Origin of the sequence: Enterobacter sp. FB (assembly GCF_000805795.1) — a bacterium.
Lineage (GTDB): Bacteria > Pseudomonadota > Gammaproteobacteria > Enterobacterales > Enterobacteriaceae > Enterobacter > Enterobacter roggenkampii.
This window is the reverse complement of the sequence record NZ_JSZC01000013.1, coordinates 66,475-87,019: the sequence shown is the minus strand read 5'-3', so window position 1 is coordinate 87,019 and position 20,545 is coordinate 66,475. Positions and strand designations below refer to the sequence as shown.

29 protein-coding genes and 1 pseudogene are annotated in these 20,545 nt (G+C 52.3%); 3 read left to right on the top strand and 27 right to left on the bottom strand.

What is annotated here, in order from left to right; genetic code table 11:
- Positions 1–9: 9 nt before the first annotated feature.
- Positions 10–240, bottom strand: a complete 231-nt coding sequence (locus tag PI91_RS07265; protein ID WP_232764394.1) for a hypothetical protein — start codon at positions 238–240, stop codon at positions 10–12.
- Complete coding sequence (locus PI91_RS07260) at positions 240–479, bottom strand: hypothetical protein (RefSeq protein WP_032623296.1); 240 nt, start codon at positions 477–479, stop codon at positions 240–242. Before PI91_RS07260 ends, PI91_RS07265 begins: the two co-directional genes overlap by 1 nt.
- A 104-nt stretch (positions 480–583) precedes the next feature.
- On the opposite strand from PI91_RS07260, the gene PI91_RS07255 reads away from it, so the two are divergent.
- From PI91_RS07255 to PI91_RS07245, 3 genes are all read left to right on the top strand, one after another.
- Complete coding sequence (locus tag PI91_RS07255; protein WP_000343760.1) at positions 584–1,804, top strand: ISL3-like element ISKox3 family transposase; 1,221 nt, start codon at positions 584–586, stop codon at positions 1,802–1,804.
- 98 nt (positions 1,805–1,902) lie between these two features.
- Positions 1,903–2,169 carry a DinI family protein gene (locus PI91_RS07250; protein WP_039266881.1) on the top strand — a complete coding sequence of 89 codons (267 nt, stop codon included), beginning with the start codon at positions 1,903–1,905 and terminating at the stop codon, positions 2,167–2,169.
- 151 nt (positions 2,170–2,320) lie between these two features.
- Positions 2,321–3,427, top strand: a complete 1,107-nt coding sequence (locus PI91_RS07245; protein ID WP_039265794.1) for an acyltransferase — start codon at positions 2,321–2,323, stop codon at positions 3,425–3,427.
- Between the two features lie 44 nt (positions 3,428–3,471).
- Here PI91_RS07245 and PI91_RS07240 read toward each other — a convergent pair whose 3' ends face one another.
- The 25 genes and pseudogenes from PI91_RS07240 to PI91_RS07120 form a co-directional block, all read right to left on the bottom strand.
- Complete coding sequence (locus tag PI91_RS07240) at positions 3,472–3,894, bottom strand: tail fiber assembly protein (RefSeq protein WP_039265793.1); 423 nt, start codon at positions 3,892–3,894, stop codon at positions 3,472–3,474.
- A gap of 2 nt (positions 3,895–3,896) precedes the next feature.
- The gene (locus tag PI91_RS07235) at positions 3,897–4,673 is read right to left on the bottom strand and encodes a hypothetical protein (protein WP_039266880.1); all 777 of its coding nucleotides are present in this window, start codon (positions 4,671–4,673) and stop codon (positions 3,897–3,899) included.
- A complete protein-coding gene (locus PI91_RS07230; RefSeq protein WP_039265792.1) occupies positions 4,673–5,353 on the bottom strand; it encodes a DUF2612 domain-containing protein in 681 nt (226 codons plus the stop codon). The genes PI91_RS07235 and PI91_RS07230 overlap by 1 nt, the downstream gene beginning before the upstream one ends.
- Entirely contained in the window at positions 5,350–6,549 is a 1,200-nt protein-coding gene (locus tag PI91_RS07225; protein ID WP_039265791.1) for a baseplate J/gp47 family protein, read from the bottom strand. Before PI91_RS07225 ends, PI91_RS07230 begins: the two co-directional genes overlap by 4 nt.
- Entirely contained in the window at positions 6,550–6,903 is a 354-nt protein-coding gene (locus PI91_RS07220; protein ID WP_023325694.1) for a hypothetical protein, read from the bottom strand.
- A complete protein-coding gene (locus tag PI91_RS07215; RefSeq protein ID WP_039265790.1) occupies positions 6,903–7,658 on the bottom strand; it encodes a Gp138 family membrane-puncturing spike protein in 756 nt (251 codons plus the stop codon). The genes PI91_RS07220 and PI91_RS07215 overlap by 1 nt, the downstream gene beginning before the upstream one ends.
- A gap of 64 nt (positions 7,659–7,722) precedes the next feature.
- Entirely contained in the window at positions 7,723–8,460 is a 738-nt protein-coding gene (locus PI91_RS24150) for a hypothetical protein (protein ID WP_052232716.1), read from the bottom strand.
- Between the two features lie 6 nt (positions 8,461–8,466).
- Positions 8,467–8,817: a hypothetical protein gene (locus tag PI91_RS07205; RefSeq protein WP_039265789.1), complete on the bottom strand. Its 351-nt coding sequence runs from the start codon at positions 8,815–8,817 to the stop codon at positions 8,467–8,469.
- Positions 8,814–9,881, bottom strand: coding sequence for a hypothetical protein (locus PI91_RS07200; RefSeq protein ID WP_039265788.1), 1,068 nt, complete (start codon positions 9,879–9,881; stop codon positions 8,814–8,816). Before PI91_RS07200 ends, PI91_RS07205 begins: the two co-directional genes overlap by 4 nt.
- A gap of 2 nt (positions 9,882–9,883) precedes the next feature.
- Positions 9,884–10,186 (bottom strand): hypothetical protein, encoded by a 303-nt coding sequence (locus tag PI91_RS07195; protein ID WP_032666013.1) that lies wholly within the window; start codon positions 10,184–10,186, stop codon positions 9,884–9,886.
- Positions 10,186–10,773, bottom strand: coding sequence for a phage baseplate protein (locus PI91_RS07190; protein WP_016247449.1), 588 nt, complete (start codon positions 10,771–10,773; stop codon positions 10,186–10,188). The genes PI91_RS07195 and PI91_RS07190 overlap by 1 nt, the downstream gene beginning before the upstream one ends.
- Positions 10,773–12,754: pseudogene (locus tag PI91_RS07180) on the bottom strand (lytic transglycosylase). Before PI91_RS07180 ends, PI91_RS07190 begins: the two are co-directional and overlap by 1 nt.
- The gene (locus tag PI91_RS26390) at positions 12,744–12,908 is read right to left on the bottom strand and encodes a hypothetical protein (RefSeq protein ID WP_023229521.1); all 165 of its coding nucleotides are present in this window, start codon (positions 12,906–12,908) and stop codon (positions 12,744–12,746) included. Before PI91_RS26390 ends, PI91_RS07180 begins: the two are co-directional and overlap by 11 nt.
- Positions 12,909–12,931: 23 nt before the next feature.
- Positions 12,932–13,384, bottom strand: coding sequence for a phage tail assembly chaperone (locus PI91_RS07175; protein ID WP_039265785.1), 453 nt, complete (start codon positions 13,382–13,384; stop codon positions 12,932–12,934).
- Between the two features lie 3 nt (positions 13,385–13,387).
- Positions 13,388–13,828: a DUF3277 family protein gene (locus PI91_RS07170; RefSeq protein WP_000257260.1), complete on the bottom strand. Its 441-nt coding sequence runs from the start codon at positions 13,826–13,828 to the stop codon at positions 13,388–13,390.
- Positions 13,829–13,839: 11 nt separating this feature from the next.
- Complete coding sequence (locus tag PI91_RS07165; RefSeq protein WP_039265783.1) at positions 13,840–14,985, bottom strand: DUF3383 family protein; 1,146 nt, start codon at positions 14,983–14,985, stop codon at positions 13,840–13,842.
- A 3-nt stretch (positions 14,986–14,988) separates the two neighbouring features.
- Positions 14,989–15,552 carry a hypothetical protein gene (locus tag PI91_RS07160; protein ID WP_039265782.1) on the bottom strand — a complete coding sequence of 188 codons (564 nt, stop codon included), beginning with the start codon at positions 15,550–15,552 and terminating at the stop codon, positions 14,989–14,991.
- A complete protein-coding gene (locus PI91_RS07155) occupies positions 15,527–15,916 on the bottom strand; it encodes a hypothetical protein (RefSeq protein ID WP_039265781.1) in 390 nt (129 codons plus the stop codon). The genes PI91_RS07160 and PI91_RS07155 overlap by 26 nt, the downstream gene beginning before the upstream one ends.
- Entirely contained in the window at positions 15,903–16,451 is a 549-nt protein-coding gene (locus PI91_RS07150; protein WP_039265779.1) for a hypothetical protein, read from the bottom strand. The genes PI91_RS07155 and PI91_RS07150 overlap by 14 nt, the downstream gene beginning before the upstream one ends.
- Positions 16,448–16,858, bottom strand: a complete 411-nt coding sequence (locus PI91_RS07145; protein WP_039265776.1) for a DUF4054 domain-containing protein — start codon at positions 16,856–16,858, stop codon at positions 16,448–16,450. The genes PI91_RS07150 and PI91_RS07145 overlap by 4 nt, the downstream gene beginning before the upstream one ends.
- Positions 16,824–17,183: a hypothetical protein gene (locus PI91_RS07140; RefSeq protein WP_039265775.1), complete on the bottom strand. Its 360-nt coding sequence runs from the start codon at positions 17,181–17,183 to the stop codon at positions 16,824–16,826. Before PI91_RS07140 ends, PI91_RS07145 begins: the two co-directional genes overlap by 35 nt.
- Before the next feature lie 43 nt (positions 17,184–17,226).
- Positions 17,227–18,168 carry a DUF2184 domain-containing protein gene (locus tag PI91_RS07135; RefSeq protein ID WP_082142177.1) on the bottom strand — a complete coding sequence of 314 codons (942 nt, stop codon included), beginning with the start codon at positions 18,166–18,168 and terminating at the stop codon, positions 17,227–17,229.
- An 18-nt stretch (positions 18,169–18,186) separates the two neighbouring features.
- A complete protein-coding gene (locus PI91_RS07130; protein ID WP_039265773.1) occupies positions 18,187–18,684 on the bottom strand; it encodes a hypothetical protein in 498 nt (165 codons plus the stop codon).
- Between the two features lie 6 nt (positions 18,685–18,690).
- Positions 18,691–19,911 carry a DUF2213 domain-containing protein gene (locus tag PI91_RS07125; RefSeq protein ID WP_039265771.1) on the bottom strand — a complete coding sequence of 407 codons (1,221 nt, stop codon included), beginning with the start codon at positions 19,909–19,911 and terminating at the stop codon, positions 18,691–18,693.
- A 3-nt stretch (positions 19,912–19,914) separates the two neighbouring features.
- Positions 19,915–20,532 (bottom strand): phage minor head protein, encoded by a 618-nt coding sequence (locus PI91_RS07120; RefSeq protein WP_039265770.1) that lies wholly within the window; start codon positions 20,530–20,532, stop codon positions 19,915–19,917.
- Positions 20,533–20,545 lie beyond the last annotated feature (13 nt).

Genomic DNA, 20,545 nt, shown 5'->3' with positions numbered 1-20,545 from the left:
CGGGGTGTACTAATCAACGGGGAGCAGGTCAATCAGCGCCTGGCCCATTAGCTTCACAAACTGGTTTCTACCGTCCATACTAACCAGCAACGTATCCCCTCTTTCTGGCTTCAGACTGACGTTAATCACAGCCCAACCACATGACGTTTCTATCACCCGGCAGTTTCCATCAATCCCGCATACCAGATCGATAGTTATCCTTTGCTCCTGATAATCCGTGGCTGGCGATGGAAATCCCATTAGAAAACCCTCCCCATGTTACGAAGGATCCAATATCGGTTCTCGCTTCCGTTTGTTGTCTTATCAGCAAAGTCAGGCTGGTATCGCTCGATCCATGAATTTGCATCCGCCTGGCTGAAATGCCAGTGCCTCTCCTGCAGTTCAGCTATGAATTTGTCTGTATGCAGGCAGAGATAACCCTTCGGGTTTTGCTGTATAGCCGCAATAAAAGCAGCACGAATATCCGGTTGACGAGGCATAAACGCACCTTTGATCGTTGATTGGCTGTATGTATATGGGTCTTCCCTTGTTGTGGTGGCTGAAGGCATGATAATGGTGTATTTAATCGCCAGAGGTCACCGCCATGGACGAAAAGTCCCTCTACGCTCATATTCTCAACCTGTCCGATCCGTGGCAGGTAAAGTCCCTTTCTCTCGATGAAAATGCCGGTTCTGTTACTGTCACTATTGAGATCGCTGAAAACACCCGGCTAGCCTGTCCGACCTGCGGTAAATCCTGTTCTGTTCACGATCACCGTCATCGTAAATGGCGCCATCTTGATACCTGCCAGTTCACCACTATTGTTGAAGCCGATGTTCCACGAATTATGTGTCCGGAGCATGGCTGCCTGACGTTGCCTGTTCCGTGGGCTGGCCCCGGAAGTCGGTATACGTTGCTATTCGAATCGTTCGTTCTCTCATGGCTGAAAATCAGCACCGTTGATGCTGTCAGGAAGCAACTTAAGCTCAGTTGGAATGCGGTTGACGGCATTATGACCCGGGCAGTTAAGCGAGGTCTTGCCCGGATAAAAAAGCCATTATCCGCCCGTCATATGAATGTGGATGAGGTCGCCTTTAAAAAAGGACATCGTTACATAACGGTGATCTCCGATCGCGATGGTCGGGCGCTGGCCTTAACGGATGATCGCGGCACAGAGAGTCTTGCCGGCTATCTTCGCACGCTCACTGATGGGCAGTTGCTGGCTATCAAAACGCTCTCAATGGACATGAACGCGGGCTATATAAGAGCAGCGCGTATCCACTTACCCAGTGCGGTTGAGAAAATCGCCTTTGACCGCTTCCATGTGGCGAAGCAACTGGGCGAGGTAGTTGATAAAACCCGTCAGAATGAACATCCGCACCTCCCTGTTGAAAGCCGACACCAGGCAAAAGGAACCCGCTTCCTGTGGCAGTACAGCGATAAGTGGATGACCGAATCCCGGCAGGAAAAGCTGATGTGGCTGCGTGCACAGATGAAGCTGACGAGCCAGTGCTGGGCGCTGAAAGAGCTGGCAAAGGATATCTGGAACAGGCCATGGAGCGAGGAAAGACGGAGTGACTGGCAGAGATGGTTGGCGCTGGCGGCTAACAGTGACGTTCCCATGATGAAAAATGCCGCGAAAACGATAGGAAAAAGGCTGTACGGGATCCTGAATGCGATGCGACACAGTGTCTCAAACGGAAATGCGGAGGCACTTAACAGCAAGATCAGGCTGCTGAGGATAAAAGCCAGGGGATACCGAAACCGGGAGCGCTTTAAACTGGGGGTGATGTTCCACTACGGAAAGCTGAATATGGCGTTCTGAGCCTTCCCACCATGATCGGGGAAGACCCATGTATATACAGTAGTATTTTTACAGAATCAGATCAAGCGCAGGCATGTTTCACTTTTAAGAGGATCGGTATGTTCGTTGAGCTGGTTTATGACAAACGCAATGTAGAGGGACTTCAAGGGGCCAGAGAGATTATCCTGGCAGAGCTGACGAAGCGAGTGCACCAGATTTTCCCTGATGCCGAAGTGAGGGTGAAACCGATGCAGGCGAACGGCTTGAATAGTGATGCCAGCAAAAACGATCGGGAAAAACTGAACCGCATTGTGGAGGATATGTTTGAAGAGTCCGATATGTGGCTGGTATCTGAGTTCCCGACAGTTCGTCAGGTTGGGCTGTAAATTGTGCAGGTTGCCAGCACTAACTTCCACTGGTAGCCTGCTTTAAGTCTACCAGTAGGCTTAAATCGTATGTTTCGGTGATCAAAAAATACTTCATTGCAAAAGAGCATGTTATGATTATGTTCATTTAGTTGACACTGTAAATTTTACTATGCAAAAAAACAACGAGATAGAAATTCTTAGGGCTATTGGAATTATCTTTGTGATAATGGCTCATTTAAATGGCTTTATAACATGGAACCCTGAATGGCTTTCTTACTTGTATGCTCATACTTATTTCTGGGGTGGGGTAGATCTTTTCTTCTGCGTCTCGGGCTTTGTAATTACAAAGAGCATACTGAGTTTTTTCCATGAAAAAAACAGCAACACATACTGGAATCTTGTGTTTGCTTTTTGGGTTCGTAGATTTTACAGATTAGTACCGGCAGCTCTTTTCTTTATTACAGTTAAGATAGTTATTTCATATTTTATTATCAACACAAAATATTTCGGCAATTTTGCGCCAAACATTTTGGACTTGATTTCCCAGATATTTCACATTTCAAATATTAGATACTATTATTGCGTTAATGGTTTTTCTGAGTGCGGTGCTAATCCAATATACTGGTCTCTTTCGCTCGAAGAGCAATTCTATATACTACTGCCAATTGTCATTTTCTTTCTTAGAGAGAAAGTGGTTTATTTGCTTTTAGCCATGATAATAATTCAATTCCCAATTGAAAGACCAATGTTTTCTATTGGGTGGGTTTTCCGTAGCGATGCAATTGCCTGGGGATGTTTGATTGCGATTGCATCCCAGAGCAAGTTATACCAGATAATAAAACCGGAACTTCTAAAAAATTGGTGGTTCCGTTTGTGTGTGACTTTTGCAATGTTAGCTGGTCTCTCTGTTTTTGCGAGAGGAGAAATAGTGCCATTCTATATAGGTATGATGGCTCTACCTTGCGCCATAATGGTGTGGCTATCTTCTTACAATGAAGGCCTTCTATTCAAGCATATCAGAAACAGCAAAACACTTTTATGGGTTGGGTCCAGATCTTATTCCATTTACTTAACACACACTCTCGGTTTCTACATAGCTCACCATGCAACACTTATTCTAAACGTGACCTTAAGCGGAAAAGACACATTTAGAATATTATTCTTCGGGGCACTCATTACCATTGCTCTTTCTGAATTTAGCTTTAGATTCATAGAAACCCCAATAAGAAACAAAGGAAGATTGATTTCTAAAAAGATAGTTTTACGCGGTGAATAATATATGCCATAGAGAGTGATATCTCTATGGCATCATACATATTGTCATTCAGGCGCCACCGGCCAGTCTATGTTAGGTGCGTGTGAGGTATCTACGCGCATCAACATCACTCGGTATTTTTTCCATTCAGTTAATAATGTTTTTTCGGCGTCTGTCGCAATTTCAATATCAACCGCGTCCTGCAGCCATGCGATTTTAGAATCAGCGGTGTCCCGAAATTGCTGTTTTTCATTATCAGCCAGTACCACCTGTTCATCATGCGTGAGCGGTGGCACTTCAACCCAGGCTGGCATGCCGTTTAACTCTCCAAGAATTTTTCCTACGGGTTGTTTGGTCGGGTGAAATTCATTTGCGACATTATCATCTATTTTTACACAATCATCAGGAAATGACCCTGCATCTTGATACGCTGATTTGAGTTCCTCGGGATAAATAGCCAAAGCAGAGGGTGAGAAATATGCACACATAATTAATATCCTATCGCAATATAACCAGCACTAATACCTGAAACACCAGACCCAGATGTATTCACAACATTGAAATTTGCCTGTGTTTTAGAAGATTTATTTGCCAGAACGGAATATGCGGCACCCAGCGTGCTGTATACGACAGGTGTCAGAACAAGGCATTGATTTGGGAAAGGGACGGGGTAATTTTTTGTGAACCCTCCCGATGCTGTGAAGCCCTCATCCCATTGCACAATAGTCCCGGTTGGCAGCTTAAACGCCCCGGTTACTCCGAGTGAAAATCCGCCTGCTGCTGTTACGTCTCCGCTCCCTCCCCAAACCCCCCGCTTTGCTGCTTCTCCCAGTCCAAGGTAAGTGAGAACGTCAGCAACAGCACTTTTACCAATAATATTGCGACCGACACTGGTTAATGTTGTCAGGGATGCTGTATCAGTTCCAGTGAAGTAGGGAAGTTTATCGGTGTCGGTGGACAGGCCGGCAATTGCCGTTAGTGTGGCGTCAAGCGCCTGGAAGTCCTTACCGAACGCGGTGATCATTTTGGTAATGAACCCGTTCAGGTCACCATCATCAAGTACATCCAGCCCGCTTTTGTTGGCGGAGTACTGCGCCAGCGCTGCAGCGATAAAAGCAGCCTGACGAATGGCTTTGTTGACTTGTGCGCTGGATGCTTTGCCTGCTGTGAACCCAGAAAATAGCGCAGGCAGAGCTTCCCAGTCAGCCTGGGACATTACGTTTGCGCCAGCGCCGGTAGCAAACGGTTTGAAGTCATTTTTAGCCATTACAGTAATTTCCCCCATGCGCCATCATCAAATCCGGCGATATATTCGTTTTCCATGTCAAAGCCAAAGAATTTTGAGCCTTCTGACGGTGTTTCTACCGAAGGCGTTTCAACGTCACCGGCCCATACGCCAGCTGCTTTAACGGTGAGATAGCCCTGTTTAATAGCGGCGATCAGTTCGAGAGACACATCTGAAATGTCAGTCTCGGGAAAAACCCAGACCGAGATCGTCATGTCCTGGTTGTCGACGATTTGCATCTTCAGGCCAGAGCCTGCGGTTGCAGCGTCAAGGATGGGAGGCAACGAATCATTCCGACCGTCCCAGTTGTTGATAGCGATTTTCGCCTTAAGGACGATGCGATAAGTTTCGTCGCTCAGCGTGGTGTAGCCTGAATCAGGGTCATACGGGCCTTGCCATACGCCCTGGTCATATCCGAGGCCATCAGTGTCCCAACTGAAATAAACGCCGCTTATCGGCTGGCTGACGATGCGACTGCGACCAATCCAGAGGCCGAGCGTATCGAGCTGGACGCCGACAGCAGTATCAATATCGAAAGCGCTTACCAGCCCCCGGGTGGCGGTAGTGATATCAATCAGTGGTCGCGTGCTCAGATCGACGTGATCAAAAAATTTCGGCTTCGTGGCGTGATAGTTGGTGATTAAGTCCGTGTACTTGCTCATGACGTCACCGTTAGAACAATGTTTTCGGGCTTACACGACGCGGATTCGTTGTAGGCGATGATGATGTTTGCCGCCGCGACGCTACCGGCTGATTTGCCAATCAGCAGCTCCTGTATGTCGTAGTAGCGCGCATTGCCACCACTCACTACGCCGAGGTTAGCCGGAGAGTAAATCCTGCTCAGCAGCACATCGTCGCCGATCGTCAGCCCGTTGATGTAATCCGCGACGGCCTGCTGAATCTGTACGCCAATTTGCGACGTGTAGCCCGTGAAAACTTTGAGCGTGATCTGCCCATAAATCGGGACGTCAGTAGACCTTGAAAAACCAACATCATGAGGATTCCCATATTTATCCGGCACCACGACAATAGTTGTCCCATACGGTGTAGTGCCCTGCCCCTTATTCCCCCTTATAGCCTGAGCTATTTCGGTAATATCGCCGCCGTCTACGATGGCAGCAATGGAGTGTCCCGGTAACCCGTTGCTGTCTGTTGTCCCTTTGTCGTTTTCGTACAGTTTGTGACGTGTCACGCCAGCCACGTTCGCAATGGCTCCGTCTACAGCATCAAAGGGCGAAATCGATGGTAGTGCCACACTCTGGCTCTGCCGGACTCGCAGCTGATCATCGCGCTCAGCAGGTACACCTACAGTGGCCGCCGCCGGGTTGGTTACAGAAGCCCAGCCACGGGTAGGCGTGTTGATAGTGGTAATCGCCCCGGCCAGCGCAGCAACCGCTCCGCTGTTTGAACTGGTTGCAGTTACCGTCACGGTACCGCCGACACCGATCGTCACCGAGGCAGGAAGCCGCCAGATCACGTTATTGGTGTCTTTCACGGTACCGTTTGTGATAGATGTCCCGGCGGTACCGGTCAGAACCAGATCCACGGTAGAGTTTGTCGCCCCTTTGCGTGCAATACCGTTAATTTTTACGTTACTGCTCAGGGCTGCTTTTAAGGCTGTGGCTGGCGAAAAGGAGTTATAAACGGCAATGGCCGTGTTGTTGGCATCGTGAACAGCCAGCGCCACCAGCGCCACCATCTGGCCGTCTTTGCTGTCTGGCTCCAGATAAGCGTCGCTGCCATAAATCTGCTGAAAATAGCTCGTCAGGGTATCGAGTATCGTCTGGTAATCAGGCGCACTGATCCCCTCAGCGGTTACCGTTGCCGATAAGCCGAGTGTGTCCAAATTGAGGGCCATTTATGCCTCGCTGGTTACTGTCGTTGTTCCGTAGATGGTGTCGATTTCAGCGAAGAACTGGACGCGGCGCGTCGTCGTGTTCACTGTCGTATTGAAAGAGAGGATGGATTTAACGCCCCTCGTTTCGAGGATGCGCTTACGGATCGCCAAGTTGTAGGTTTCCGGCTTCTGCTTACCGAGTACGGACTGAATCCACGGAGTCCCCTCGGTGGTGTCGAGGAACCATTGCCCGTACCATAATTCGAACCGCGTTTTCACCGCCTGCGCCACGGCCTCAGGTGAGTTAATCAGCCAGGTATCATCGCCGCTGCCAAAGGTGTAATCACCGTCGGCGTCTTCACGTCTGTATCGCATCAGTTAGGCGCTCCTGTGTTCCCGCCGCCGGTCTGTACTCCGCCGTGCGTATGCGTCATCAGGCTCTTACCACCCGCTTTTACATCGTTAGTTACCGTGACAGGGCCGAGCATCGTCGCAGTACCGCCACCTTCGCCCATGCCCTGAGAGAGGTTCCCGTTTATTGTCACATTGCCGTTTAGCGTGATGGTGGGTGATGTGATCGTGGTTCCTCCTTCTGCTGTCGCCGTCAGCGCGCCGGGAGTTTTAACCGTGATGTTATGGCCTGCGGCCACTTCCACAAACGCAGCGCCATCATCAGTACGCAGCTGCGCGGCGCTGGTGCTGATGCCGCTGATTTTCTGCGCCTGCGATTGCGGCCCGACGATACAGAACGCATCCGATAAATCATGCACCCGGTCGTCGACAGGCTCCTGTACCCCGCCGTTCTGCCACCAGAAATCGATGCAGCGATCGGCGAAAATCACCAGGCATTCATCACCGGCTTTCACCGGGAACGTTAGCGTACATCCCCCGCCGCGCGGAAATACCACCGGAACATCCACCAGCAGCGGATAATTTTTGGTAATGCGGTTCCCGTCGTTATCCGTTTCAACCGAACGGATAGCAGGCTGCACAACCGCCGTCACCGCGCCCGGATCGAATGACTGAACGATGCCAGGCAAAGCGACACGGATCTGGTTCTTTGTTGTGTCCCGCTCAGATTTGAATGTTTCGGCAAGATCGCCGCTGCGGGTCTGGTCAGATACTGCCATTTTGTAGGCTCCAGAAAGCAAAAAACCCGCCGGGTGGCGGGTTATGAGGTCGAAGGTATGACGGCTATTTTACGCTGACATTGACACCAAGTTCATTGGACATTTCCCTAGCCATAGCCTTTCGTTTTTCCATAGGTGTCGTATCAATTATATTAACGATACATTTCGCATCAGTGGCTGCGCACAATTTATAATCATCAGTTAATCTTGTAATCATTTTAGTAAATAAAATAAAAGTGTTAGCGTCTGATTTAGGGTCTTTAATATCCTTTAGCATCGCCATTGAATCTTTATACATAACGTCAGATGCTGTATTTACATATTCATCTGTTGACAGACACCCACGAAGAACAGGGTCACCTAATACTGAGCCATCACCTATACAGGCGTAACTGACTTTATCGCCCTTATTCAAATCAATCGCAAGTTTCTCGTTTTCTTTAGTGAAGTATAAAGAAACGCCCTTAATCCCCACATTAGTTTTTAGCTCTACTGCAGGAACATCGCCCATGGTGGATCTAATTTTTTCGACAGTTCCAGAAACGACAATGGGTTTACCCTTATAGTCTCTGTCACCCCTCGCTTCATTTGCATCATAATCCTCTGCAATTTTTTCAGCGGAAACTATCACCGTTTCATAAGAAAACATATGGGCTTCAGAGTGGATGAATTGTTGTAGGTCATACTTAAAAAGATGCTTAAGCATGACTTTTTCGCTATCACTAAACGTTATGTTTTTAACAGCTGAAATAGCGACAAAAGGAACAGAACATAAAAATAGAGCAGCAATAACCTTTTTCATCGTTGGTCACTCACCCTTAATTTGTGAACATGGGTAGGAACCAATCACTTTGGGAGCATTCATGCTATTTTGAAGCAATTGGACATTGAGGAACGATTTCCCTCCACGCTTCACAAATTCGAAACCGTAATTATTACCGTCACGTGCAGGCATCAGCCCCATATCCGTTTTAACGTTATCCCAATCGTCCTTCTTACCGAGAAACTTGATTTTTTGAGATGTAACTTGCTCGCCGTTGATTTTCGTCCAGCCGTTATCAGCTGCATGAAGTCGGTATCCGCCGCATTGTAAATCAGCGAAAGCCGAAGAGCAGGAGAACAGTAACGAAATTGTCAGAAATAACTTCATACGCTTCATGAATATATCCTTTGCTGCGCTGAGGACGAGAGTAAATCCGCCGCGCCACGCGCTTCGCACATCATATCCATGTACCACGCCTGGCCCCTTGTGTCGCCAGTGTACATAATCCCGCGCACAATATAAACGCCATCAGTTGCTATGCTCGCAGGCTGTGCCGTGGTGCCGCTGAGCGTGATGTTTCCGTCCGTATTCTGGTCGGTGATCTGCCCACCAGCCATCGCGATATCGTTGTTCGACAGCGCGGTGCGATATACGGAAGCCTGATCCAGCTGAATAAGCCCGTTAACCCGGATGTTCGGGTTAATCAGCGCGCGGACGTTTACGCCGTTGCCGATGGTCTGCTGCGGCATGCCGATAAGCCCGGTGGCGCTGTTGAGCACAATCGCGTCGTGAACATACTCGTTATTCGCCACCATCTGGCGCTGACCGTCCACAAATTGCCATGTTGCGCCACATTGTCCGGCCACGTTATCCATAAGATGCCGTGTCATGCCGAACAGCACCCGGCCCCGTGGGAACACAGTAGCAGGCATTTCAGGCGTCAGGCCTTCGGTCGCGCCTTTGGCCTCGAAGTCTTTCATCAGCGCACGGTTCACGTCTGCGACCGTGTAACCGGCTGCCAGCGTCTGCGATGTTATGCTGGTGGCAAACGCCAGATCCGTATCGGCTGCCTGAATCAGGACGTAGGAATCAATAGGGGTGTCTTTGCCGGTGACCGAGTAGCGAATTTCGCCGCTGAAAATCAGACCGTAGTTCCGGCCATCACTCTGGCCCACGTCCGCCGCGTCGACTTCGCGCACGGTCCCGACGTCGCTTGCCGATACCTCCGGCGCGATACCGTCATAACCGGCAATCAGCCGCACTTTAGAAAATTCCTGCCCGGTGATGCGGTTTACCGTATCAGCTGACAGGTTGTAGATTTTGAACGTACCCACCCGCGACGCGCTGCTGATGTTGAACCAGTCGATCGTAAAGGTCACTTTAAAATCGCTGAGCTCAATACCCTGCCCGTTCTCGTCCACGAGCTGCAGCTCGAAATGTCTCATCCAGTTCTGTGACATGTCTACTCCGTTGATACCAGTAAATGACTGCGGCCGCCCAGGTCGGTTTTCGTCGGATAATCCTGTGTGCTGTCGTCACAGACCACCACCAGCTTAAAGCCGAGGCCCATATAGGCGTACTGCGCCAGCAGGTCAGCGCCGGTGACGAGAGGAATACCGGAGATTACCGGCTCCCCTCTGTCGTTCTGCAGGTCCATAATCCAGTACAGATCTCGCCAGGTGATACTAATCCGCCAGGTAGTCCCCGCCAGGATGATGCTGAATTGCTGGTTATCCGCTGTCAGCGGGATTTCCTGAATTGCCATTAGCCGAGCCCCAGTAATGACGCCGCGTTACCCGTGATGCTTTTCAGCAGCGAGGTATTTGGCGGCTTTGTGGTTTTGTTGCCGGTATTAAGTACCGCCGACGTGCTGGCCCCGTCCTTCATGTTGGTTTTATCCGCGACGGTGATCTGCTGCGTCTGCGAGATAAGAACCTCCCTCAGGGTGAGGACAGCAGACAGGACGTTTTCGGTTGTCTTGTCTGTCGTCACTTCCAGCGCGCGGATCAGCATGTTGCTGTACAGCCGTTTGCCGGTCACCACATCGAAAGGAATACGGCTCGCCTGCAGGTCGAGTATCTCCTGATACGTCTGCTGGGGACTAAGGCCTAGCAGGCTGGTAGCCGTCAGGTTACTGGCAAAATCCAGCAACGATCCGCCACCAGCGAAACCGACCTCCATCACCACTTCAGACGGTTTTTTGTAGGCATGGTCGGCGATGGCGGCCCCGACCTCGACAGGGTGCTCTGTTATCTCCAGGGTGTCGGTATGCTTCTCAGAAACAACCACACTGGGGACAATCATCCCTATTTTCCGGCTCTGCTGCTGAAAGAGCGTAGAGAGAATATCCATTAGCCCACCTTCGTTTGATTACCGCGCATGACCTGGGCGTTTGCCGACTGCTGCCGACGCTCGACCTCGGTACCGACAGAACGCGGATCACCACCACCGTAAATGTGGTAGGTGTTTTGCTGGTTCACGTTCGCCCCGCCGATTCCCGCGACGGCAGCCTTCCCGATTAACTCCTTTGAATAGATGTTTCGCCCATTCTCATGGTGAATAATGCTACTCATTAATGCCGACATAGTTTGTGGGTCGTTAATATTTAAAGCGGCCTGCGGGTTTACTCCCAGACGTTGGGAAACCGCCTGTATATAGGCTGCTGTGTTGTTATTGTCGGAAGCGGGCGCCCAGGTGGAGATAATTTTCTCCACGCTGTTTATCCCTCTCCCGGCATACAGCACGAGCTGGCGCGAAAGAGCGCGCAAACCATCAAAGGCGGTTTCAAATCGGGCAAACCTGCCACCGGGGCGCTCAAGTTCAGCCCCGCCTGACCAGCAAAATTAAGGTTTCCGGGGTTATTATTGCGCTCGCCTCGCTTTGCAGCCTGTCCAATCTGATCTGGCTCATCATCACCAAACCAGCCGCGCACCGTTCGGCCCACGCTGCGAGGATCGAATCCCCAGTGCTCTTTAATCCAATCGGCGGTGCCGTTGGCGCTGTCTGTTACCATTGGCATCGCTGACGGATTATCGCTGCCCTGATTAAGCATCTTTTTGCCGATGCTGGCGGCATCAGCCCAGCGGCCATCTTTAATGGCGTTGAGCAGGTCGGCGATCATATTCAGCATTTTGCTGAACTCGCCCATCTGGTCGATAAAGTTGCTGAAATCCCACTTCAGGGACCATGATTTGGGGTCAATATTGAGCAACTTCGCCAGCGCTTTCGCCAGTTCGTTAACGGTCGTTTTAAGGTCACGAACCATCTTCAGCGCGGCGTCGACTTCCGGCTTCCACTTGCCCCAGTCAATCAGGCTGTCCCCGCCTTCCTTCCAGGTCTGATAGTCCTCCCACAGAAGGGCAATCCCCGCCGCCAGCGCGGTAATGAGGCCAATCGGCGACATCCAGAACGTACTGTTCAGAATGCGCAGCGCAATCGTCAGCGCGCCGAACAACGAGATCAGCTCCCGCGTTTGCTTATCCAGCGATTGCCACCAGTTGATAAGGCTGGATGTCCCCTCAATAAGCCGGAAGAATAGCCGTCCGATAATGTCCCCGAGCGCCAGAATGCCTTTTATGGCTTTCGTCAGGGTCTGCTCGATGCGCGGGAAGTTATCCAGAATGTGGCGGCGCAGCGTGTCCAGCGAACCCGCCAGACCACCAGCAAGATTAGAGCCGATTTTGTCACGGGCCATGCCTGCCATCGCGCCGAACTCACGCAGGGAGGTCATGAACTTATTGGAGCTTCTGGCCGCCTCGTCGGCATTGAAGCCGATAGCTTTCGCCATTGCGCTGTACTGCCCGGAGAAACCGCCCACACCCCGGCGCATCGCCATGAGGGTATTTTCGTCAATACCCAGCATCTGCGCATACTGGTTTGCCCGGTAATACGGCATGCTGCTGAGCTTCTGGCCGACACCCGTAAAGATAGCGGCCATGTCACGCATGTTGCCGCTTGCGTCACGAGTCTGTACGCCCAGGCGATTCAGGAAGCCTTCCGCGCCGGGATTGTTACGAACAAACCGGGAGAGGCTTTCCAGAGAGGTTCGCGCCGCGTCAACGCTGCCGCCCACCTGCGAAACCGCATAGCCAATAGACTGAATCCCCTGAACCGTCGCGCCGGTACGCTGTGACGCCCAGTAGAGATTATCCAGCCCCGAGGCGATCTTAGCCGTGAAGGCCACCACGGTAAGCGCGGCACCTTCGACGGCCAGCCCCATTTTGATAGCGTTTGCGGTCGTACCGGCGAGAACTGAGTCGAACTTTGACGCGCCCGCTTCGTCGATATCGAAGCCGAGCGAGACGAGGAAGTCTTTAATAGTCTCAGCGTTCATTATCCTCTCTCCATTTCTCAATACGGCGCTGGTTGTCTGCCTTAACGGCCAGGTGGTCATTCATCAGCGCGATATCGCACAGATCGACTGATCCATCCTTCAGCGCGTAATAAGGGATTAACCCGGCGTCAACCGGGTCAAGGAGATAAGACAGCCCGTCAGGCAGGCTGTTGAGGGTTAACCCTGAGGCTGGCCCGGCGTCGCGCTGGTAGGGCTCACGGGCAAAAAATTTCCCAGTGAGTCGGCGACCACCCGCGCCACCAGCTGCAGCATGGTCAGCAGGTCGATATCATCGAACATCAGCTGACCGCTGTTGAATACCGGCGTCCATCCATCCATGTGCTTGCGTGATACCACGGCCAGGCACGGATGAATAATCGCGTTGGTGTCTTCTTCGGTCAGGGAAGACAGTTCCTCAGCGATACGCGGGAGCAGGGTTTCAAACACCGGTTTCAGCTGATCGAATTTCACGGTGTCGATTTTGCCATCAGCAGGCAGCAGGGAGCGAATGTTCCCGAAATCTGACATCATGCCCGCCAGCACCGGCAGCAGTTTGCGGGTCACTTTCAGCTGGTCAAAAACGCTGAGTTTTGCCACGCGGTAATCGTGGCCTTTGATTGAGCATTCCATCTGTTAAAACTCTCCGAGAACCTGGTCGATTTTGCCGCAGTCAAACACCCAGGGCATCGTATTACCGGCTTTAGCGTTGGCGTTATCCGGCTGTTTCTGGAAAGCCACGCTGCGCGCCGTGATAATGTCTCCGCTCACCTTGTTTCGGATCACAATGACGTTGTTTCCCCAGGTGCCTGAGGACTGACTCTGCGCGTTGTACGCCAGCGACAGCTTTTTGTTTGTCGGCGAGGTCTTCAGCAGGTTGACGGTTACCGTGCCGCTTTTATCAGCGTGCAGGCTGTGCATCACTTCGCCGTCAGCGCCGATGGTCATGGTATTTTTGGGGCCGCCCATTGCAACAGTGATCCCCTCCTCTGAACTGGCGGAACCGTAGCCCAGATCAATCTCGCCGGTCGGGCCGGAGAGGGACGCCGTGACGTCCATAAAAGAATAAGTAGCCATTCATGTTCTCCTTAGCGAACGACGTTGATCTGCACATCAGCGAAATGAACCGCACCCGCCAGCTTACAGGCCACCTGAATAACCGGTGCCTTACGTGCTTCACGGTCTGCCTGCGCCTGCTCGGAAATCGGCTGCGCGTAGACGTAATAGCCTTTTGTCAGCGTGTCGCCGGAATCCAACTGCCCAATCGGGCCACCGTTCCATACGCCAGCAGCCACCAGCCCGTTCGTGACGGACTGATCCATTGATTTCTCAACGTTAGAAAGGAGGCGCGTAACACCCGCATCAGTCTGTGGGACTTTGGTTGTGCTGGTGTAGAGCAGGTTATACAGGTTGGTTTGAACGTAGTTCTGCAGCCAGTCGAGCCCGTGGCGCTCATCGAAGAAATCGCCGCTGGACATGACGCCCTGCTGCAGGATGGCCGTATCGTTTTCGTAGTACACGTAGACGTTACAGTTTTTGGTATCCAGCGCCTTAGCCTGGCTGAGATCCAGTGTCTCGTAGGTGATAACCGGCTCCTGCTTAAATTTCAGGGTAATGGTCGTGTTACTGCCGTTGAAATTCACCGTAAACGCCCGGCCAAACGCAGAAAGCGCGGCGTACTTGCTGCTGGCGGAATACTGCACAAACGTGCGACCGTATTTTGCCGCCTTCAGCTTATAGGCGAGATCGGTTGTGGATGTCGTGTTAATCGCTTCCGGGTCTTGAGTGGTAATTGCCAGAATTCGACTGAGGCTGGAAGCTTCAATCGCGGCGGCCACACTCAGCCAGTCGGCATCGTCGATCTCTTCATCATCGGCTACGCCCAAACCGTACCAGCTCGTGTAATTCAGAACGGCGTTCACCGCCTGCAGTAACGTTTCCGTCGAACCGCTTTCAGCCGATACCAGCGTTTTAGCCCAGCGACCGACATACACCTGCTGAGGTTTCGGTGACTGTGAGAAATACACCGTAGCGGCTTCATATTCCGGGCTATCCACGCCGAAATCTGTGCCGATATCTTCCGGGGATGAGTAGAGGCGAATGCGCTCAGAAACCGGGATAACCGTTGAGCTCCCGAGAATGAGCAGCGAACCAAAGTTTCGACCAGTAGCCGCACGCGGCCCAATGATCACGTCGACATTAACGACGTTAGATACAGGTAATCCCTGCGGCATAATTTACTCTCCGAAGAATGAAACGGGCGCATCTTGCAGCGCCAGGATGTTGTACTCTCGAACCACTTTCCGGCGCAGCCGCACTTTCATGTCGTAACGGCGCACCCACTGTTGGTTAATAAGCTCGGGGAAAGGGACAATATCGCCATAGTCAACGAGCGAGAGATCCGACTGGTTCAGCTCGGCGTTGTTTTGCTCAACCGATATTCCGTCACGGAATCGCGAAGCAATTTGCATCCCCCCCGGGCCGTAGAACGACGCCATAGCGACAAAATCCTCATGCCGCCAGAGCTGTGTTCCGGTATCGGTCTGTTGAGTGAATGCGGGGCTGTTATCAATGGGCCATTCGATGATGCCAAACGCGCACCAGTTCGTTTCAACAGGCAGCAGTGGCGGCTGATCTTTCTGCCAGCGCGGGCGAACCATCCCAGCAGGCAAGCCGGAAACGTTGCGCATCCACTGGCTTAACAGCCTATCTAGCGCTTCGTCATAATCCGGATCGCCGCTGGTAGGTGTCAGCCAGCCGCGCTCTGTGCTGGTGTTATTGCTCAACGGGAGTACCCCCATCAAACGGCAGTAATTCGCAATGTGCCTGGACGAAGCCAGCACCGTAAGCGGTATACGGGTCGACGAACGTCACACGATAATCCCGGTTCTGATACGTCACGATGTCGGCATCACGGCCAGTCTGCCCCTGCGTGAGTCGCTCAGTCGTCACGATTAAAATCGCCCCGCTGATAACCTGCCCGGCCTGCATGCGGCGGTTTTCAAGAGAGCGGTCAACGGTAACAACCCCTGCAAACTGCGTTTTAACTTCGCTGTCGCTGCCGATCCCGTCCTCGTCCACCTTTTGTGCGCGACGCGTTACCCACAGGTTGAAGTCGCAAAAATCGGGGTCAAAAAGCACATCTGTTACATCAAGAGTCGGCATCTTTATCCCTCACAACGTGGGTAATGGCTCTGCGGTACTGCCCGGTGTCGATTAGCGGTTTCACCAGATCGGTTCCGGGGGGCTCGCCAGCAGCGCGGCGGCCAAGCTCCGCTTTCGCCCCTTTACGCCCGCGACGCGCGCGTGCTTCAACGGTGCTATCAGCAAGCGGCGTAAAACCGGTAATGGTCATGTAACGCCTGACACCGTTAGCAGCCAGCGTACCCGCCTGGTTGAGAGCTCTTTCAGCGCCATCCGCATTACCATCAAGCGCAGTCTGCGCCGCTGCTTTGAGCTGCGGCACCGTCTGTTCTTCTACCGATTTAACACCGGGGACCAGGTGCGGTCGTGGGGGGATGTTTTGCGCCGGTGAGCCGTATTCGTTGACGTAACCGATCCCGGCATTGCCAAACGGAACATCATCACGCTCACTGTCTTCCGAAGGGATACCGACCAGCACATCCTTTTTGGTTAGCGACTTGAGCGCATCCAGAATAGCCTGAGCGTTATCGGCACGAATCGTTACGCCGCTTTTCATAGCTGGCGACCGCCTGCGCCAAACATGGTGATTAGCTGATACAGTTCTGCACCATAACGGCTGTTATTCCAGAACCCAGCATCAGGGTTAAGCGTCGCGCCAGTGTCATAACTAACACTAACCTTATCCACTGACTTAGAGGACTGGACCCCATTAGTTGAACCTCCCGGGCCGCCAGCGAGCATTGCCCGGCTATCAGCAGCCCAGAGCACCATGTAATGCGCGACATACAGCTCAGCAAAATACGGAAAGAGCTGCTTTCCAGTCGTACCTTCACCAATCAGCTGTATATCAGCTAGATTCAGACGGAACTGGATTTGTGGTTCAGGGTATTTAACGGGGTCAGCAAACTGGGGAAAGTCACGCCGAAAATCACTTACGGTTGGCAGAGATTGGTTTTTCGGCATTTTTGCCCCCTTCACCGCCGATCAGCGATGCCGCCAGTTGCGCGTTAAGGTCTTCAATCTGCAAATTCAGGGCGTCGATTGTGTCCTGGTTCGCCTTAAGTTGCTCATCGCGTTGGGCCAGTGCTTCCTTAAGCTTCTGCAGATCTTCGCCATCGTCAGCGTTAACCCGGTCCGTCAACTCCGCATGAGCCTGGGTAAACCAATGTCCGGCATGCTCTTCCGGTACGTCGTGGAGACCTTTGGTATATTCGGTCGCCGTGCCATCCGCCAGCGTCAACTTGAAAGGGGTATGGACAAGGATCGAAACCAGTTTTTCTTTTGCCATTTGGAAAGTCCTTCAGGCCCCATAAAAGGGGCCATTCTGGTTATCAGATACCGTCCACGTAGGACAGCGTTTCTTTATACACAGGTTCGATAGCACCCAGCTTGCCGTAGTAGGTGACAATCTGATACAGACCGCGGTACTGCACGGGCACACTCTGCAGCGGTACCAGCGGATAGCGGACGTATTTCTTATCGTTGGTGTAGGCAACCATGCGATCCTTGCCGCCAACACCACGACCTTTCAGCCACTTAACCGCGCGGATGTTCAGCGGAACGCCATTCTGGTGATAGCTAATGGTGTTGGTCTGGAGGTAAGTAAGCAGGGACTGGTTACCTGCTGAAGACACGATGATGCTGGACAGCAGAGCAAACTGCTCCGGCGGAATTAGCAGATCGCGGGGTACCATTGAATAGCCTGAGGCAGCCCAGGCATCCGACAGCACCTGGTTAATGCTGGCACGGATTTCATCCGGAGTAGACAGCGCCCACGTTTTGGCCGCGTTATTTACTGGGATGCCGTTTAACGTTGCCAGCCCTTTCAAGTTCAGCGAGGAATCACCGACATAAACTTGCTCGTCGTTGTCCATCTGCCACTTGAGCTGCATACCTTCATATTTCTGGGTATCGATTGGGCGACCAACCTGTTCAGCGGCTTTCAGTTCGATAACAGTCCAGCCTAATTCCATACCCCACAGGTTCAGCGGATTGCCGTCTTTGCCGATATCGACGTTCACCCCAGCAATGGCGGTGGAGTCTTTGCCAACCCAGTTTTTACCGTTCGGATTCGCACCAGTACCGGCAGCGCCAAAGCTGGTGTTAGTCCAGCTGGAAATGTCATCTGCGATAGAGACGTCTTCACGCAGCTGGATATCGCGGGTCCAGGTGTATCCCACCAGCGGCAGGTTTAATCCCTGGTCAAGACGCTCCAGTTCGCCGACAAGAAAGGCACCAGAGCCGTCTACCGTCGCCTGGTCAAAAGTAATCATTGGCATGTTATTTATTCCTTAAATCTTCCAGGAGATTTCAGCGTTGCCGTCGGCATCGCCAGCACCGGTGAACTCAGCATTCGGAAGAGCTACTGTCTTTCCGGCGATGTTCGCTGCTGAGAAACCGCCAAGCGGCACATCAATGGTGGAGTCGAGAGAAATCACGACGTACACCGGAGCGCCTTTTTTAATGGTGGTCGCATCATTACCCAGGTTGATGGTCATATAGCCGCGCTTCAGCGCATCACCCGGGAAGTTTTTGTCAGTGCCAACCTGACGGACCATATCCGGTGTAGAGGTCGTTGGATACGGACGCACATAAATGCCCTTCACTTTGTCAGCAGTATCGCCGTCATCAAGCGGGACAAAATAACCATCCGCATCGTATTTGCCTGCCAGACCATAGGCTGGGAAGGCGTCAGCGGATTTTAGGATGACCGGCTCGGTGGTCAGATCCTGAGGGCGTGAAATCGCCCCGGCGATGCCTACGGGCATCCGGTACAGATATGCAGTCATCGTGAATTATCCTTTTTTAGCCCAGAAATCAGCGTTAGCTTTATTCAGGTCGGAAATGTTAGGAGTGGTGATCGTAGTGCGGGAGGAATCGCCCGTTGCGGTGCGCGTATTGCGGCCTTTTGCCAGCTCGGAAACCGCATTGAAAGCCATTTCTACCGACTGTTTCGGCAGCTTGCGAATATCGGCATCGCCGACAACCTGACGAACCAACTTCTTGTCGGCGGTGGACAAAACTTCGCGTTTGAACGCTGTAGGCTTCATCTTACGACTCAGATCGACGCCTGGCAGAATAACTTCGGCGCGATACGCTGAGTCGCCAGTAATCACGGCTTCCTCTTCGTCGTCTTCACCGTCGACGGTAGGACCTTTTTTATCATCCGGATTATCATTGTCGCCCGTAGGAGCTGCGCTCAGTTTAGCCAGCAGCGCTTTCAGCAGCGTAACGACATCATCGTCGCCATCTCCTGTTTTCGTGCCCCCCATTTCAGGATCTTTATCCGGTAGAGGGTGTTGTGGCGACAGGTTGATATTGAGATTTACGCCCTGCGGCAAATCCCCTTCATCACCTGTAACCGATGCTGGAGCCGACTCCACCAATTCGTTCATGGTGTCGGCATCCCCGGTTTTGATGGCAGCGCGCATGCGTGTCCACCAGTTTTTCTTTTGATTTGCCATTGTGTCTCTGTCTCCAATTGCACAACGATTTCCGGCTCTGCCCTTGGGGACAAGAGCCACATGGTTACCTGTAATTTCTACCTGCTCGGCTTTACCTGGCTCGGTCTGTTCGTACTCCGCGTCGTAACCACACGACACCTGTCGGAGGCCGTCTTCGACCATCTGAATGGCGTATTCGTCTTTGATAATGATGTCGGCAATCATCAGATCGGACTGTTCACCTGTCCCACGACGAACATTCTGCAGGTGGCCCACCGCGAGCTCTTTCCAGTTCGCAGGGTTGACCAGCTGCACATTGCCGTTTTTGTCCTCCGGGTGGAGAACGGTGATACTCATACCCTCGAAAGACGCCAGGGTTGCCGGGTCAAAGACATGCTCTGGCGAGCGACTGACAACAATTTCGCCAAAGGAATCAGGAATAAGGTTGGGTAGGTCGGCTGCGCCGTAGAGTTGCTTTCCGGTTCGTGCTACGGGCACGTCTTTGCAAAGCAATGAGCCATCCGCCAGGCGGTATCGGGTTTCCCCGAGCCTGGTCTCAAAAAAGTATTTCATGGGTTATGCTGCCCTTTTCATTGCGAATGGAACGCGAGCAAACACGATCTCTTTATAGCAGCGGCAGTTTGGCAGCTCGCCCGCATGGCCGGTCATGCCGTCCAGCGTTGGAGGCTTGCCCCACTCAACAAATTTGCCTTCCATCTCCGCATGCGAATGTCTGACATCGCCATCATCTGCCGTTCGCCAGATATACCCGATAGAACCAATAGCCATCGCTCGGGTCATATCCAGCGCACCCGTTGCTCTTCCCAGTTCCGTTCGGGCAATCAGATCGGCCCTGGACTTTGCAACATCGCCAGTGGATGCAATTTCTTTAGCGAACTGCTCCGCCCGGCCGCCAGTGACCACGGCCTCTATCGCTTTGTTCTGGATGTCGTACACTCTGTCTGCGGCCTCGAGAGGCAGAGATTTGATGTATTTCACCTGCTCCGCGATGATGGACTGCATCACCTGGCCAACCGGGGCGCTTTCCACCAGATTGCGGAGCTCGCGACTGATGTTCTTGCTGTGCTGCCGCCACACTTTGTCGTTCTGCCGGGTGAGGTCCGCGGTGAATGACTCCGCCACTTTAGTCGCCCAGGGCGTTATGATTTCGCTATAACGTTCCAGCGCATCCATAATTTCGGTGATG

Bases quoted from the DNA above. Each gene is read 5' to 3' on its own strand.
- PI91_RS24150 (WP_052232716.1), bottom strand. From the start codon at position 8,460: ATGAAAAAGGTTATTGCTGCTCTATTTTTATGTTCTGTTCCTTTTGTC.
- PI91_RS07200 (WP_039265788.1), bottom strand. From the start codon at position 9,881: ATGTCACAGAACTGGATGAGACATTTCGAGCTGCAGCTCGTGGACGAG.
- PI91_RS07170 (WP_000257260.1), bottom strand. From the start codon at position 13,828: ATGGCTACTTATTCTTTTATGGACGTCACGGCGTCCCTCTCCGGCCCG.
- PI91_RS07155 (WP_039265781.1), bottom strand. From the start codon at position 15,916: ATGCCGACTCTTGATGTAACAGATGTGCTTTTTGACCCCGATTTTTGC.
- PI91_RS07125 (WP_039265771.1), bottom strand. From the start codon at position 19,911: ATGAAATACTTTTTTGAGACCAGGCTCGGGGAAACCCGATACCGCCTG.
- PI91_RS07205 (WP_039265789.1), bottom strand. From the start codon at position 8,817: ATGAAGCGTATGAAGTTATTTCTGACAATTTCGTTACTGTTCTCCTGC.
- PI91_RS07240 (WP_039265793.1), bottom strand. From the start codon at position 3,894: ATGTGTGCATATTTCTCACCCTCTGCTTTGGCTATTTATCCCGAGGAA.
- PI91_RS07255 (WP_000343760.1), top strand. From the start codon at position 584: ATGGACGAAAAGTCCCTCTACGCTCATATTCTCAACCTGTCCGATCCG.
- PI91_RS07265 (WP_232764394.1), bottom strand. From the start codon at position 240: ATGGGATTTCCATCGCCAGCCACGGATTATCAGGAGCAAAGGATAACT.
- PI91_RS07215 (WP_039265790.1), bottom strand. From the start codon at position 7,658: ATGGCAGTATCTGACCAGACCCGCAGCGGCGATCTTGCCGAAACATTC.
- PI91_RS07120 (WP_039265770.1), bottom strand. From the start codon at position 20,532: ATGGATGCGCTGGAACGTTATAGCGAAATCATAACGCCCTGGGCGACT.
- PI91_RS07175 (WP_039265785.1), bottom strand. From the start codon at position 13,384: ATGGAATGCTCAATCAAAGGCCACGATTACCGCGTGGCAAAACTCAGC.
- PI91_RS07235 (WP_039266880.1), bottom strand. From the start codon at position 4,673: ATGGCTAAAAATGACTTCAAACCGTTTGCTACCGGCGCTGGCGCAAAC.
- PI91_RS07195 (WP_032666013.1), bottom strand. From the start codon at position 10,186: ATGGCAATTCAGGAAATCCCGCTGACAGCGGATAACCAGCAATTCAGC.
- PI91_RS07160 (WP_039265782.1), bottom strand. From the start codon at position 15,552: ATGGGGGTACTCCCGTTGAGCAATAACACCAGCACAGAGCGCGGCTGG.
- PI91_RS07250 (WP_039266881.1), top strand. From the start codon at position 1,903: ATGTTCGTTGAGCTGGTTTATGACAAACGCAATGTAGAGGGACTTCAA.
- PI91_RS07130 (WP_039265773.1), bottom strand. From the start codon at position 18,684: ATGACTGCATATCTGTACCGGATGCCCGTAGGCATCGCCGGGGCGATT.
- PI91_RS07140 (WP_039265775.1), bottom strand. From the start codon at position 17,183: ATGGCAAAAGAAAAACTGGTTTCGATCCTTGTCCATACCCCTTTCAAG.
- PI91_RS07190 (WP_016247449.1), bottom strand. From the start codon at position 10,773: ATGGATATTCTCTCTACGCTCTTTCAGCAGCAGAGCCGGAAAATAGGG.
- PI91_RS07230 (WP_039265792.1), bottom strand. From the start codon at position 5,353: ATGAGCAAGTACACGGACTTAATCACCAACTATCACGCCACGAAGCCG.
- PI91_RS07145 (WP_039265776.1), bottom strand. From the start codon at position 16,858: ATGCCGAAAAACCAATCTCTGCCAACCGTAAGTGATTTTCGGCGTGAC.
- PI91_RS07245 (WP_039265794.1), top strand. From the start codon at position 2,321: ATGCAAAAAAACAACGAGATAGAAATTCTTAGGGCTATTGGAATTATC.
- PI91_RS07135 (WP_082142177.1), bottom strand. From the start codon at position 18,168: ATGATTACTTTTGACCAGGCGACGGTAGACGGCTCTGGTGCCTTTCTT.
- PI91_RS07260 (WP_032623296.1), bottom strand. From the start codon at position 479: ATGCCTCGTCAACCGGATATTCGTGCTGCTTTTATTGCGGCTATACAG.
- PI91_RS07220 (WP_023325694.1), bottom strand. From the start codon at position 6,903: ATGCGATACAGACGTGAAGACGCCGACGGTGATTACACCTTTGGCAGC.
- PI91_RS07150 (WP_039265779.1), bottom strand. From the start codon at position 16,451: ATGAAAAGCGGCGTAACGATTCGTGCCGATAACGCTCAGGCTATTCTG.
- PI91_RS07225 (WP_039265791.1), bottom strand. From the start codon at position 6,549: ATGGCCCTCAATTTGGACACACTCGGCTTATCGGCAACGGTAACCGCT.
- PI91_RS07165 (WP_039265783.1), bottom strand. From the start codon at position 14,985: ATGCCGCAGGGATTACCTGTATCTAACGTCGTTAATGTCGACGTGATC.